9 protein-coding genes are annotated in these 14761 nt (G+C 43.2%); 4 read left to right on the top strand and 5 right to left on the bottom strand.

Annotated features, from left to right (window positions below; genetic code table 11):
• Nucleotides 1–46: 46 nt before the first annotated feature.
• Nucleotides 47–1783 (bottom strand): methyl-accepting chemotaxis protein, encoded by a 1737-nt coding sequence (locus L4C34_RS15025; protein WP_428790163.1) that lies wholly within the window; start codon nt 1781–1783, stop codon nt 47–49.
• A 314-nt stretch (nt 1784–2097) separates the two neighbouring features.
• Here L4C34_RS15025 and L4C34_RS15020 point away from each other — a divergent pair, with 314 nt between their 5' ends.
• From L4C34_RS15020 to L4C34_RS15010, 3 genes are all read left to right on the top strand, one after another.
• A complete protein-coding gene (locus L4C34_RS15020; RefSeq protein ID WP_428790162.1) occupies nt 2098–2583 on the top strand; it encodes a LabA-like NYN domain-containing protein in 486 nt (161 codons plus the stop codon).
• Between the two features lie 444 nt (nt 2584–3027).
• Nucleotides 3028–4482, top strand: a complete 1455-nt coding sequence (locus tag L4C34_RS15015) for a peptide MFS transporter (protein WP_428790161.1) — start codon at nt 3028–3030, stop codon at nt 4480–4482.
• A gap of 163 nt (nt 4483–4645) precedes the next feature.
• Complete coding sequence (locus tag L4C34_RS15010; protein ID WP_428790160.1) at nt 4646–6016, top strand: MFS transporter; 1371 nt, start codon at nt 4646–4648, stop codon at nt 6014–6016.
• Nucleotides 6017–6124: 108 nt separating this feature from the next.
• Here the strand turns inward: L4C34_RS15010 and L4C34_RS15005 are convergent, their stop codons facing one another.
• Entirely contained in the window at nt 6125–7525 is a 1401-nt protein-coding gene (locus L4C34_RS15005; protein WP_428790159.1) for an APC family permease, read from the bottom strand.
• Nucleotides 7526–8293: 768 nt separating this feature from the next.
• On the opposite strand from L4C34_RS15005, the gene L4C34_RS15000 reads away from it, so the two are divergent.
• Complete coding sequence (locus L4C34_RS15000; protein WP_428790158.1) at nt 8294–8815, top strand: Hcp family type VI secretion system effector; 522 nt, start codon at nt 8294–8296, stop codon at nt 8813–8815.
• Nucleotides 8816–8931: 116 nt separating this feature from the next.
• Here the strand turns inward: L4C34_RS15000 and L4C34_RS14995 are convergent, their stop codons facing one another.
• The 3 genes from L4C34_RS14995 to adiA all read right to left on the bottom strand — a co-directional run bounded on the left by L4C34_RS14995 (nt 8932) and on the right by adiA (nt 14292).
• Nucleotides 8932–10365 carry an APC family permease gene (locus tag L4C34_RS14995; RefSeq protein WP_428790157.1) on the bottom strand — a complete coding sequence of 478 codons (1434 nt, stop codon included), beginning with the start codon at nt 10363–10365 and terminating at the stop codon, nt 8932–8934.
• A 113-nt stretch (nt 10366–10478) separates the two neighbouring features.
• Entirely contained in the window at nt 10479–11894 is a 1416-nt protein-coding gene (locus L4C34_RS14990) for an amino acid permease (RefSeq protein WP_428790156.1), read from the bottom strand.
• A 106-nt stretch (nt 11895–12000) separates the two neighbouring features.
• Nucleotides 12001–14292: an arginine decarboxylase gene (gene adiA, locus L4C34_RS14985; RefSeq protein WP_428790155.1), complete on the bottom strand. Its 2292-nt coding sequence runs from the start codon at nt 14290–14292 to the stop codon at nt 12001–12003.
• Between the last annotated feature and the right edge of the window lie 469 nt (nt 14293–14761).

Genomic DNA, 14761 nt, shown 5'->3' with positions numbered 1-14761 from the left:
TCATTGATGCCAAGTGCTGGAGGCGGCTGGGCCTGTGGGGGGCTCACTAGATGTGAATATGCTGAATCGCGCTGCGCAGATCCTCTACACTGTGTTTTAAGTCGATGACCGTTGGCTCAAGTTGGTTGACCGCTTCATTCATAGAAGCAGATAAATCTTTCACGTTAGTCAGGTTACTTGAAATTTCGTTGCTCACGGTAAGTTGCTCGTCTGTTGCTGAAGCGATGGCGGTATTTAGGCGATGGATCTCTTCTGCTGACCCTTGAATGGTGCCCAGTGCATCGTTGGCAACCCCCATATTCTCTCGAGTTGATTGCATTTTGTCTGAACTGCCTTGGATTGTCGTAGATGACTGCGTCGCTTTGTCCTGCAGTGTTAAAATGATGCTTTCAATTTCTCCGGTAGAATCCTGAGTTCTTTGAGCGAGAGAGCGGACTTCATCCGCAACTACAGCGAAGCCTCGGCCTTGTTCACCAGCCCGCGCAGCCTCGATAGCGGCATTGAGTGCTAATAAGTTGGTTTGTTCGGCGATGGCTTTAATCACATCAAGCACATTTCCTACATTTTTGGATTCTTCCGCGAGTTGTTGAATAATATCGGAAGTGTTGGTGAACTCTTCTTCTAATAGCGAAAACTCAGAAGTGGTTTTGTCAAAAACAGTTTTACTCGTAGAGGCTTCTTTCTCCGCACTACCGGCATATTGCTTGGCCATCGTCGTGCTTTCGGAGACGTTGGAGAGCGCGGCGGTCATTTGTTCCATCGCTGTCGCCGCCATATCCATTTCTTGGCTCTGTTGGCTGGCCAATGAGATATTCTCATGAGTGATATTTTGAATGACGTCGGATATTTTTAGGATTTCTGAATTCAGGCTGTTGATTTTATTGACTGTTTTCCCATAGCTAATCAACACGTGGTTTATAGCGGAGCCAATAACACCTAGTTCATTGTTTCGAGTATTGTCGACTCGAAGGGTCAGATCTGAATCTTTATCCACTTGATCTAATAAGCTTGCCATTTCATCAATTGGCCGTACAACTTGGCGGTTGATGACAAAATAACTGGCTACGGCAATCACGAATACTAACAGCAGCGCGATCGTACCGACCGACACCATGGCTTGCACTTCATTGGCCGCAGAGTGAAGTTGCGCTCCAGTTCTTTGTTCAAGTTCAATGAAGAATTTATCGATAGGCGCCATGATTTTGGCTTTTTCTTGGTGGTATTTATTGCTGTGCAGTAACTGAGCGGCCATTTTACTATCTGGTGACCCTTTTTTGGTGTAATTCCCTGCGCTGTCAGGGTACAAGCCTTTTACCGCGTTCATTGCTTTAACTTCCATCGCAACTAAAGCGTCGGAGTTATTTTGTGCTTGTTTGAGTAAGCCAAATTCAGCTTGAGTGAAACCAAGCGATTTCATGGTGTCTTGTAGCGCGATGGTTTCTCCATCTGGTTTGGGTTTTTGCCCGTAGTTCAGTACAAGGTCCCAGTATATGGTGTGGTAGCTTTTAGGCCGTGGCTTATCACCGTTACGTATGGCCAGTATATCCATGTACATTTTTTCGTATTTATCGTCGCCCGTCAGCACATAGGTTCGGCCGAGGCGCGTAAGGTCGTCAGAACTTTGTCGTAATTCATCTGCTGCTTGGTAAGACTGGTAGCGAATTTGAGACATTTGATCCACTTTGTCTACTAGGCTACTAAGTTGTAATAACGCTGCGATGCTAATGATGATGCCAATACTGATAGCGGCAAAACCTACCTTCATCGAGTTATTAATATTCATGCTACGTGTCCTTCGTGCTGGGCAGAGAGCGTCTGTATGTTGATTTTTGCTCTTGGTCGCTAAGGATTTTCAAAACTTGAATTCGCATTGCCCTAGCAACATCTCTGTGTTGCTGACACATTGTGGCGGACGCTGACGTCAGCCTCACTGTGTTAATGTTCAATAAAGTGTAGCTGAAGTTCACTATTTGGTAGCTAGAGTGGCGATGCTGAGTTTACAAGGTTGTTGCGGTCAGGTAATGTGATTGCTCCTAAATGACTAGGGAGGCTAAGTATTATGTTTTGTGTGCTTGCGCTTCTTTCCACCGTTAAGTTATGAAAATAAGACAAAAGATTGCAATTTTAGTGGATGTGCAAAACGTCTACTACACGACCCGAGATAAGTATCAACATAATTTCGACTATAACCGTTTTTGGGAGCTCGTTACCCAAGACAGGGAAGTAATACAAGCAAACGCATATGCGATCGCTAGCCAAGACTCGAAACAAAGGCAATTCCACCATATTTTGCGAGGAGTGGGGTTTCAAGTACATTTGAAACCATTTATTCAGCGCCGCGACGGTAGCCGAAAAGGAGACTGGGACGTCGGTATCGCGTTAGATGCGATAGAGCTTGCCGAAGAGGTCGATGTGGTGGTGCTAGTTTCTGGCGACGGTGATTTTGAGGTTTTGATCAATCGAATTCACTCCAAATATGCCAAGCAAGTAGAGGTATTTGGTGTACCAGGATTAACCGCTCAAAATCTAGCGGATGCGGCGGATAGGTTTATTCCGATCACCGATGAGTTCCTCCTTTTATAAGCAATCAACGCTATCTATTGCTGTCTGTAGAAAAGGTCTGACTGAATAATTAGTGGATTTTGTTTTTTATTCCATCAAAAACAAAATATTAGAATTCATTTTTAAACTTTTAATAAATCTTTCTCATTTGTTAATGTTTTTAACATATTGAAATATTTCGATATTTTCCATATTTCCAGTATATAACACTTCATTATGGTCTGGGCTAAGAATAAACTTTGTTAGATTTGGCTTGGAATCTGTAGTAAATCCGGTATGCTGCAAGTGAATTTTTATTCACTATTTGTTGGGAAATATCGCAGAGGGTGCAAAGTTAACAGCAGCCGTTGCTGTCCTTTGTGTTCTGAGAGTTAGATGAACAACATTGAGAAAGGTTTCTTTCTCTGTTGTCTAGCCTAGTTTCAATATCCTATAAAAATCTAATTAATACGGGAAAGTATATATATGAGCAATGTTTCTCACCCCAAAGGTGTACTGTACGTCATTAGCGTACAGACTTGGGAGTACTTCAGCTACTATGGCATGCGTGCCCTGCTGATTCTTTATTTAACAAAGCAGCTGCTTTTTTCAGACGCGCATGCTTATGCACTTTACGGCGCATACACATCTTTAGTCTACGTGACCCCTATTATTGGTGGTTTCATTGCTGACCGATACTTAGGTAATTTCTGGTCAGTTGCTATTGGCTCCTTGCTGATGGTAGCAGGGCATACAGTGCTGTCTTTTCCTACTTCTGGGCATACCACTTTATATACAGCACTCGCACTCATCATTGTTGGCTACGGCTTTTTTAAGACCAACTCTAGCTGCCTTTTGGGTGAGTTGTATCATGATCGTGAATCAATTCGCGACTCTGGTTTCTCGCTTTCTTATGTGGGCGGTAACGTAGGTGCGTTTCTTGCTCCACTTGCCACTGGCTATTTCGCACAAACATATGGCTGGCATGTAGGCTTCGGAATCGCTGGTGTCGGCATGTTTGCAGGTTTGCTTATTTTCCTTTCTGGCCGCAGTGCGTTTAAGGATGTAGCGGGGATCAACAAGCAAGCTTTGTCTGCGAAGACAGTTGGAATATCTAATGGTACCTTGCTTCTCGCCGGTGTTGTATTAAGCGTTGCGTTTTTCGCAGTGATCTTGGCACATCTATGGGCAGGTTATGTATTGACGGTAGTCGGTATTGTCTCTCTTTACCTAATGGGTCGTATCTACGCTCGCTGTGACAGTCAAGGCAGAAAGAATCTGTGGGCAATTGTGCTATTTATGGTGTTTGGTGCATTATTTTGGGCATTCGATCAACAAGGCGGTAGTTCGATTAACCTCTTTATTGAGCGTAACGTGAACAAAGACTTATTTGGTTTTGATATCCCGACCAGTTTCTACCAGTCAATTAACCCATTTGCCGTTATCGTTGGTGGTGTCATGGTGGCTTGGGCATGGAAAATCCTTGCTCGCTTTAATATTCAACCAAAAACGTTATCTAAGTTAGGCATTGGTTTCTTGTTCCTCACTGCTGGCTTCTTACTGATCAATATCGCAGCCAAACTTGCCATGCACACAGGCCACACGTCTATGCTTTGGGTTACGATTGGCTTAGGTTTGATTGGTTTGGCTGAGCTATTTATCGACCCAGTTGCACTCGCTGCGATTACTCGTTTAAATCCTGCAAACTCAACAGGTACTTTAGCTGGTATCTACATGTTGGTGTCAGGCTCTATCGCTAACTTTGTTGCAGCTTGGATTGCGACAGCAACAGCGGTAACGACTGAAAACGGTAAAGTTCTTAGTCTTACTGAAGCGGCAAGCGGCTATCATCACGTTTTCCAGATGATTTTCATGATCGCACTATCAGGCTTTGTTTGCTCAATTATGTTGAAGATGTTCACCAAAAAATTACTTCCATAATGATACGCTTATAACTGATTATCTTTGAAGGGGCGTATTGTACGCCCCTTTTTGTTGTCTAACCTTTCTCACTCATCTTTTCATTCATTTACACTGAAAGGTTGGGGTTCTGTCGTTCAAAGATATAAAATAGTACCGTACTCCACCTCTAACTGAAGGCGCTATGAACGAAAAAAACACCAGCCCGCTCTTTATCTATATCATTGTATTATCTCAGTTTGTTGTTCCATTTATGTTTTCTGGCGTCGGGGTGACGCTGCCCTCTATCGGTCATGATTTTTCTGCCAGTGGGGTTTCTTTAGGTCTTATTGAAACGATTTATTTAGGGGCCAGTGCGGCATTCTTGTTACCGATGGGAAAGTTGGGCGATTCTGGAGATAAGAAAACCATTTTTAAATATGGGCAGCTTATTTTTGCGCTAACAACGCTCGCCTTGGGCTTTATGCCGACCATCGAAGCAGTGATTGCCGTTCGATTTGTGCAAGGGGTAGCATCTGCAATGCTGGCCGCGACGGGGATGGCGATCATCACGGATGTGGTGCCTGCGCAGTTTCGGGGCAAGGCGTTTGGCTTTTCGATTGGGGCGATTTATGCAGGGATTGCAACAGGCCCACTGATCTCTGGGGTGATCACTCATTATTTGAGCTGGCATTGGGTGTACTGGATAAGCTTTATCCCGCTCTCGATCGCCTGTGCGTTGAGTTTTTCTGCATTACCTAGTCAATGGAAAAAAATTGAGCAACCTTTTGATTTTGTTGGTTCTTCAATTGTGATTATCAGCCTTATGTCACTGATTTTTGGTGGCGCTTGGCTTAGTAAAAGTCAGTGGGGTTATGCGTTGCTACTCTCTGGCTTGGTTTTTGCGGTTATTTTCGTGTTTTCGCAATTGCGTTCTCGGTATCCGTTAGTGGATGTGAGAGAGCTAATTTACAATGTAAAGTTGTCTGAGTCTTTAGTGATTCAAATGCTGCTATATGCCAGCGCCTTCGGTACGACGTTCCTTTTCAGCCTCTACTTACAAGTGATACGCGGCTATGATCCAGAAATAGCGGGAAGGATTCTGGTGATTGGATCAATATTGATGGCTTGTGTTGCGCCAATCGCAGGACGCTTATCAGATCGTTGCTCACCTCGTATTCTTACCACTATCGGTTCGCTTAGTGTGTTCACAAGTACGTTGTTATCTATTTATATTAGTGCCGAAACCAGCCTTACTTATCTCATTACGATCTTATTGCTACAAGGTTTGGGCTTTGCGCTCTTCTCCTCGCCAAATATGAGCGTGATTATGGGTAGCGTCGACAAAAGTAGAACGAGCGTAGCCTCGGCATTAGCAGCAAAAACCCGCAGTCTCGGCATGGTGGTTAGTATGCTAGTTACGACGATTTTTCTAGCTTTGATTATCGGTGATGGCGAACTGTCGCAGCATAAGCCAGGCTTTTTAACTGCCATGTCTCACAGCTTTATTGTGTTTAGCAGTTTGGCAGGTTTCTCTGCAGCTATTGGTGTGTATTTGCTATCTAAGAAATCATAACTATTTGATTAATTAGCTAAAATAATATTGTTTTTATCTTCTGACAAATAAAAAAGTAGCCCTATTTAGGGCTACTTTTTAACGTTTATGTAGGTCTATTATGGAGGTTTAGCTTTCAGCGGCCAGAGCTTGTTGTTCAGCTTTTAAGTGACGCTTTCTGTATAGAACAAATCCGAAATAACATAGCGATACTATGAGAACCCCTGCGATGAAACGAGTGAGGTATTCAGACATGCTCATGCTAGATAAAATCTCTTGTGACGGAATGAAGCCCACGATGAAAGTACCAATTACGCCAACCAACCCCGCAAGCGAGATGGTGTAGAAAAGTGCGTTGCTTTTGATGAGCGTACCACCCGCCTTACTTTGTCTACGTAGTTTCATACCTGCCATGAACATCGCCATATACATTAGCAAGTAAATCGCCGTGCTCAGAGAAATCAAGTAGATGTAGAAATCATTCATGTTTTTAAATAGCGTAATAGCGAGACAAAAAACGGTGATCACTACTGCTTGGATGATTAGGATGTTGTACGGAACGCCGTTCTTATTGAACTTGCCTAACGCTTTTGGCATGTAGCCATTTTTCGCCGCTTGCCCCATACCGATTGCTGGGCTAATGGTCCAGCTGATTAGAGCACCCACAGAGCCTAATACCACCATGCAAAGCAGTGCAGGGGCCATGTATCCAAGACCAAATTGGTTCAAGATAACTTGGAAAGTCTGTGCTAATCCATTGTAAAGGCTGAGGTGAGCTGCAGGGATCATCATTGCCATAGCGATTGAACCTACGAACATTAGAGCAACAATTAAGATTGAAGCAACGATGATCGCGATAGTAAAGGTACGCTTAGGGTTAGCGACACGATTAACGTGTACGGATGTGATTTCTACACCTAAGAATGATGTGATGATCACCATTAGTGCAGACAGATTATGAGTAGCAGAGTGAAGTTCTAAACCGTGTTGCAGCGTAAAGTGCGTTGGTAGGCCGTTGAAAACCCACACGCCAGCAGATACAAGCAAAGCAACAATCGGTAAGATTACCCCTAAGATCAGACAAGCGTACGCGACACGAGCTGATTCTTTAATTCCTTTCAAGTTTAGTAGAGTGATAAACCAGAAAATAGCAACCATGAGGATGATCAAAAGGGATTGGTGTTCCGCTACTTTCGGAAAGAAAATCGTCAGGAAGGTACTTGTGATGAAAAGTAAATTCGCTGGGAACCAGATTAAGCTGTTAATCCACAGATTCCAAATCGCAAACATACCCATGTCTTTACCATAGGCGCGTTTCACCCAGTGGTAAATTCCATTCTCTTCATCTTTAGAGAAGGTGGCACTCAATTCTGCTGAGATGAAAGAAACCGGTAGTAAGAAAAGTAAAATACCGATCAAAAAGAAAATAGGTAAGTGGTTACCAAATATAGCTAACGAAGGAATGTTTCTTACACTATCGACGGAAACAACGATTAAGCCGATCAAAACGGGTAAAGACAGAAAACCCATGTTTATACCTTTTTATTGTAATAACTGGTGGTACTAATAACAGTTAGAGAAACTCCTTCTCTTCTAACTCGACGAAGGCGCTACTTTAACAACATTATTTTAGTAAATAAAGGTATTTTTGAATAAAAATACTTAAAAAATGAATACTGATTCTGTGGGGTGTTTATCTATGAATTACCTCGCAAAGTTATCATAACTGGCTGAATATTATGGTTTATTTATTTTGTTCTAACCGTGTCTGTACATATGCTTACCATTCATAAGCACAAAGAATATTTATGCTATGCACTTTTTTAAAGCCTGAACGATTAAAAATTAATCAAAGAGTTATCTCCCCTTCAGTTAGTGCGGAACCGCGCAGGCTATTGATGTTAACAAAATGTTTCAATGCTTATTGTGAGGGGTATTTATATCAACCAAAATCTTAGTTTCCAAATATGTAATAACAATCTGTACTAGTGTTATTGGTGTAGGGAAAATTTGAGGGTGGAAATGAGTATTAACTTAGTAAAATGGATTGAATACACCCCATCGCTGTAGAGTGTACAAGTTACTTAACGATTGACCGTACCTGAGAGATTAACACTGTTAAAGGTAATAGATAAGTAATTCACTTAACGATAAAGAGATGACCAGATTTTACTATATCGATGAATTAAACATGTTGGCTAGAGATATTAATTCTTGATATAGAAACGGTTTAATATAAACAAAGTTTATTATAAGCATTGTTATAATTTGAAACGAGAATAACTCGAGGAGAGTATCATGGCTTCTATATATATGAGAATTGATGGATATAGCCCAAAAGGTGCAGCAACTGTTGAAGATATCGGTGGTAAAAAAGATTTCTTTGCAATTGAGAGCGTATCGTGGTCGGCAGTGCGTGGTGTCGGCATTGATGTCGGTAATGCGAATAACGCCGATCAAGGCATGGTAGCGCTTGGGGAGGTCAATGTGACCCGAACGTGTGACGGTGCGAGCCCTTACTTGACGACTTTCTTATATTCTCCGGGTAGTGAAGGTAAGACAGTTGAAATTGTAATGACTAAACCAAATCGTGAAGGGGGCGGCGCAGATCCATATCTAATCGTGACTTTGTTAGCATCAAGAATGTCTAGTTACAATATGGGCTGCAGCGATGGGTCCTTACCTAGTGAATCGTTTAGTATTGTATATACCGTGATTTCAAAAGCTTACTACTATGAAGGTGATGGCGGTAAGATTGAGAAAGGCCCTGAAGTCGGTTTCGATGCGACCACAGCGAAAGTCACTTCAGTCGCCTCATAGCGACTCTCCGATTGGCGCTGTCAACACCCTTTTGGCTGGCAGCGCCATTTTTTCTATGCCTTAATTGCTTTTGGCGAGTATGTTCCTAGATAAAGTGTCCGTAAAATAGCGTTGATTCAAAGTGCTATGGACTTTCCTGTTTTAGTTTTTTGACCGCATCTAGGCTTTTTGTCACAACCAGCCTGCTTATTCCTATTTCTATAGATGACAAACCCAAAATAGCAAAGGGAAATAATGATTATCCCGCTAGTAAATCTTACTATGTAGTCGGTAAGACTGATGCTGGAAAGAACTTGGCTCGATGGGATGAACCCAACGACAAAAGTACCGATAACTCCGAATAAGCCTATCAATGAAATTGCATAAAATAGACAGTTACTTTTCACTAAGGTAGCTGGAATCCTATTTTTTCTGCGTAACTTAATTCCTGAAAGAAACATCACCATATACATTAGTAGATAAATCGCTGTGCTGAGTGAAATAAGATACCAGTAGAAGTCATTCATATTGTCGAATAAGCCGATACAAAGGCACAGTATTGAAATGACCCCAGCTTGAATGTAAAGAATGTTTGCAGGTACGTCTTTTCGGTTGAGTTTACCTAAAGCTTTTGGCATATAACCATTTCGAGCTGCTTGGCTCATCCCGATCGCTGGGCTAATTGTCCAGCTGATCAAGGCACCGATAGACCCTAGCACCACCATGCCTAAGATGGCGGGAGTGAGGTAGGCAATATTGAACTGGTTGAAAATTTCACGAAAGGTTTCTGCCAAACCGTCATATAAGCTGAGTTTATTTGCTGGAATCATCATTGCCATCGAAATTGAACCAATAAACATGATGGCGACGATAATGACAGCGGCAATGAGCATCGCAATAGTGAAGGTTCGTTTCGGATTTGCAACTCTATTGATATGGACCGAAGATATTTCTACCCCCAAGAATGAAGTGATGATGACGGTTAGGGCAGACAGGCTATGTGAGGCAGAAGAAAATGTTAGGTGATTGTTTAATGTAAAATGGCTCGGAAAGCCGTGAGTGAGCCAAAGAACGGCTGAAATGACAAGAGTAATAAGAGGGAGTAGCACGCCTAAGAACATGCAAATAAATGCGATACGTGCTGACTCTTTGATTCCTTTTAGGTTTACCCATGTGATGAGCCAAAAGATAGCAATCATTAATGTGATCACTAAAGGTTTGTGGGCGTTCATGTTAGGGAAGAATAGAGTAAAAAAAGTGCTGGTAATGAAAAGCAGGTTAGCGGGGAACCAGATAAGACTGTTTATCCATTGGCTCCAAATCGCGAACATACCTGTATCGTTGCCGTAGGCTTGCTTAACCCAATGGTAGACACCATTGTCGCGATGTTGGGAGAATGCTGCGCTGAGCTCTGCAGAAACAAAGGCAACCGGCAAAAGGAATAGGAATATCGCAATTAAGAAAAAAATAGGCAGTTGATTGCCAAAAATGGCTAAGGACGGAATATTTCTAACACTATCAACTGAGACAACGATCAGACCGATAAGCACGGGTAGAGACAAATAACCCATAATGAACCTTCAAATGGTGGAGCTGTCGGGAATAAGCGACGATACATATCGTCCGCCGCTGAGGTCCTTCCTTGGGTATCGTTGCCCAGCCTCGCGGGCTGGGCGGGTATTTTTTACGCGCTTGTATCAAGGTGGCTGCGAAGTTCTGCTACTTTTTCTTCTAGTTCAGTACGGTCTTTGCCCACATACAAGATGAACATAGCGTTGACGAGCAGCACTGAGGTAATCAGTATGGCAAAGCTTGCGCCAGTTAAAGCGGTAAAACACCAAGCTATTGCAATCACGGCCATCGCGATAGGGAAAATAGCTTGTTTCAGAGTTTTGGCTGTCATGCGTTCTATTTTTATCCACTGAATCATTGAATAGAAATATGGGAAGACAGAGAACAAAACAGTGACTGAAGCTATCATGCCGAACATATCTTGGCTGCTTTTGTTTGAAATAACGCCAACGATACAAACTATTGCCATCAGCACAGTGGAAAGGACAGCCTGAATAAAGATCCCTTTCACTGGGATGTCTTTCTCATTGACCTCACTGAATACTTTAGGTAACACACCATCTTTCGCTGAGCGAGATGCTGCTTGCGCAATCATCATGATCCAAGTGCCTAACGATATGAGGCAGGCAAATGCGGTTAGCGCGGATACAATATAAGTGATCCATAAAGATGCTGTTTGTTGTGTTGCGGCATCGATGCTAGCTGGCGCGAGTGTTTCAAAAATGTGCGACAGGGCCAATGAGAATGGAGCGCCACTGGCTGCTACTACGGAGGCAGGGAACATGCCTGAAATAGCAGTAGATGAAGCGATGTAAACGACTGCCGCGATCGCAGTACCTAGCATAGTTGCAAGCGGGATCGTGCGGCGTGGGTTTTTAACTAGTCCAGCGTTTACTGAGGCACTCTCTACGCCTAAGAAAGCCCATATACAAAGGATTACACCCGATAATACCGCAGAGCTTGATGAAACGTCAGTTTGAGTATGCCAGTTCGCTACGAACAGTTCTGGACTAAAGGTTAGCCAGCCGACAGTACCCGTTAGAATCACTGGGGTAAGAATACCAACGATGGCGATGGTGATTAAGCGACTCATCCAAGCAGAGCCAAGTAAATTCATCATAGATAGTAGCCAAATCACGACAATTGTTGCGATGCCGCCGTAAATTGGCTGAGTTAATGCTGGGAAAAAAACGGATAGGTAGTCAACACCAGCGAGTGCCATCGCTAGGTTACCGACCCAACCAGCATGAAAGTAAAGCAGGCCTGACTGATAACCTAATGCTGGCGAAAGTTCGCTGGAATAGGCAACTGGACCACCTTCTTGCGGATCTTTTCTGCCAAGTACAGAGAAGCCGTAAGCCAGTGCGAGAGCGCCAATTGTCGTTACTATCCATGAGATAATGGTAATAGAACCGATGCTCGCTAGGCTTGACGGGAGAAGAGCGATGCCCGTACCCATCATATTGCCTGCGACAACACCTGTTGCCCCAATCACGCCGATTTGTTTGGCTGTTTTGGAAATTGTCATAAATTGACCTCGGAAAAATAAAGAATTTGGTTCTGTGGAAGGCAATGCGGGCTCTCTACCTGAGTGGGAGAGAGTGGAAGCATTGTCTTCCACTCAGAAGTAGTGATTAACCTTTGTTGACGTCTTTGATACACAACACGTGATAAACCCCATTTTCTTCTTCGGTGCCTTCGGTTTCGTGTTCGAAGCCTGGGAATTCTTTATCCCAAATTTCAAGGCTTTGTAGATATTTGATGTGCGGGCTGTTTTCATCACCGAAACTCTCACCTGACATTAACATTGGGATACCTGGTGGATATGGGATGACAGCGTTAGCTGCAACGCGGCCGACAAGCTCGGTCGATGCCACCATTTCTACATTGTTATCTACGATTGTTTGGAATGCCTTACGAGGAGTTATTACCGCTTCTGGCAGCATTTCGTATGCTTCGTTTAGGTGTTTAGATGGATCGCGTTCTTTCAAATAAGCAAACATCTTGTCGCCAAGGTCTTTAAGACCCAACTCTGCATAGACTTCTGGATGCGATTCCACAAGGTTAGGTAGCACATCGCTAAGTGGGGTGTTGGCGTCATAATGCTGTTTGAACTTAAGCAAAGTGTTAACCAATGTCGCCCACTTACCTTTAGTGATGCCCATAGAGAACAGGAACATCACTTGGAAGTCAGTGGTACGGGTAGGGACGATACCAAAGCGTCCTAGGTATGCAGTGACAAGTGAGGCTGGTACACCTGAGTCCAAAATATTGCCGTCATCGCCCATACCTGGAGAAAGAAGGCTTACCTTGATTGGGTCGAGCATACACCAGTCTGCGGGCATATCTTTAAATCCGTGCCAAGTGTCCTCTGGGTGCATTTTCCAGAAGTCTTGGTTTTTCACGAGTAGTTCAGATGGCGCTTCTTCAAATTGGTATACTTCGCCTGTTTCAGGATCGGTAATGGTTTCAGCGTTCCAAGGTTTGAAGAACCAATCACATTCTTTATATAAGCGTCCCATTGCCTGTCTAAAGTCAACGGCCTCTCGGATAACTTCATTAGTGAGTGACAAACCACTTCGGCCGTCCATCATAGAAGTTGCGATGTCGTTTGATGCGCTGATAGCGTAAAGCGGCGAAGTAGTGGCATGCATCATGTACGCCTGACTAAAACGTTGCTGATCAATTGCGCCTTTACCGTTTCTTACGTGCATCCATGATGCTTGTGATAATGCATTCAGCAACTTGTGAGTTGAGTGAGTTGCAAAAACAGTTGGGCCATCGTAGTTATCTTGAGGTTCACCACGCATAGCATAGTGGTTTTCATAGATAGGGTTAAAGCGCGCGTAACCGTACCAAGCTTCATCAAAGTGCAAGCGGTCACAGCTATCTTGTAGAATCGTTTCAGCGCGTTTTGAGTTGTAACATAGACCGTCGTAAGTACAGTTGGTCAGCACACTATATACTGGACGCTGGTCTGCATATGAGCTAGTCAGTGGGCTTTCTGCTGCGGTCTTTTGCAACGTCGCTTGTTGCATCTGTTCTGGGTAAATTGGGCCGATAATACCGTAGCGGTTGCGCGTTGGGACCATATACACTGGACGAGCACCCGTTAGCATCAAACCTTGTTCGATAGATTTGTGGCAGTTACGGTCACAGATTACGAGGTCGTCTTCTTTCATCGCCGCTTGCATGATGGTGCGGTTTGCACCAGAAGTCCCGGTTACTAATGAGTAAGAGAAGTTAGAACCAAATACTCGAGAAGCATATTTCTCACTTTCGCCAAACGCGCCAGTGTGATCAAGCAGTGAACCTAACGCGCCGCGTTCGATACCCATATCGCTGCGCAGTAGACCTTCACCGTAGTGATTGTAAAAACGACGACCTGCTGGAGTTTTAGTGAAGCCAACACCGCCTTGGTGCCCAGGTGCTGCCCATGAGTGTTCGTGCACATCGTCATAGCGCATCATGGCTTTAACTAATGGAGGCAAAAGCTGTTCACGGTAACGATGCATAGCTGCAACGATACGGCCAGCGATAAAGTCTGATGTATCTTCAAGCAGCCAAGCAAACTCGTCGATATTTTCCATCAGCTCTTTATTGACGCTGAGTGTGATTTTCTTTCTTTCAGCGAGCAAGAATACCGGCACATTTTCTTGGCGGTGTTTAAGTTTTTTAATTAGTGTATAAAATCGTTGGTTTTCTTCTTTTTGAGAGCCGCTCATAGAAGAGGTTAGTAATAGGCTATCAACGGCGGTATTTGCGTTTAAAATTGAATAACAGTCATCGAAGGAAGTCGCAACAATTATTTCTGTGCCTTCTTCTTTTAACTCGTTGATTAATCTATTTAGTGAGTTTTTTACCACGCCTTCTTCAGTAGATTCATGAAGTATTAGGGCTAGATGTTTATTACCAGTATTGGTCATGGTGTTGCCTCGTAATTTATAAAGCTTGTATAAAAGCAATAAAGCCATTGAATGATGTTGTATGTTTTTATTGCTGTTTGATAAATATTTAAATCAATATTTCTGACAGAAGGTAATGCAGACTTAAGGGAGGCCACCTTTGGTGAATAAGAGCTTTGAGCTCTTATGGTAGCCGTAGTCGATTAGTGTCATAGATAATGAGTAACCAACAAAGTGAAAGTTTCTCAGTAGGATAGGCCTAGGGAATGGCTGTGCTATATGATGAAGTGCTTTGTATGTGCTTTTCAAAATAGATCTCACTACTTATATCTTGCTCAACTCTTGTGAGCATTTATTCACTTATTCCGCATAACCTCCATTTATGTGTCTGTGTCAATTCCTTAACTCATGCTTATAGTTTGCGCCTATATTGGTGGCTAAAGTTTGATATAGATCAATCTTGGTTTGATATCACAGTTTCTATGAGTAA

The sequence above is a fragment of the Vibrio profundum genome, assembly GCF_050337555.1.
Classification (GTDB): Bacteria; Pseudomonadota; Gammaproteobacteria; order Enterobacterales; family Vibrionaceae; genus Vibrio; species Vibrio profundum.
Note: the sequence above shows the minus strand (reverse complement) of the source record. Positions and strands in the feature narration are given on the sequence as shown.

Bases quoted from the DNA above. Each gene is read 5' to 3' on its own strand.
- L4C34_RS15010 (WP_428790160.1), top strand. From the start codon at position 4,646: ATGAACGAAAAAAACACCAGCCCGCTCTTTATCTATATCATTGTATTA.
- L4C34_RS15005 (WP_428790159.1), bottom strand. From the start codon at position 7,525: ATGGGTTTTCTGTCTTTACCCGTTTTGATCGGCTTAATCGTTGTTTCC.
- L4C34_RS15015 (WP_428790161.1), top strand. From the start codon at position 3,028: ATGAGCAATGTTTCTCACCCCAAAGGTGTACTGTACGTCATTAGCGTA.
- L4C34_RS14990 (WP_428790156.1), bottom strand. From the start codon at position 11,894: ATGACAATTTCCAAAACAGCCAAACAAATCGGCGTGATTGGGGCAACA.
- L4C34_RS15000 (WP_428790158.1), top strand. From the start codon at position 8,294: ATGGCTTCTATATATATGAGAATTGATGGATATAGCCCAAAAGGTGCA.
- L4C34_RS14995 (WP_428790157.1), bottom strand. From the start codon at position 10,365: ATGGGTTATTTGTCTCTACCCGTGCTTATCGGTCTGATCGTTGTCTCA.
- L4C34_RS15025 (WP_428790163.1), bottom strand. From the start codon at position 1,783: ATGAATATTAATAACTCGATGAAGGTAGGTTTTGCCGCTATCAGTATT.
- adiA (WP_428790155.1), bottom strand. From the start codon at position 14,292: ATGACCAATACTGGTAATAAACATCTAGCCCTAATACTTCATGAATCT.
- L4C34_RS15020 (WP_428790162.1), top strand. From the start codon at position 2,098: ATGAAAATAAGACAAAAGATTGCAATTTTAGTGGATGTGCAAAACGTC.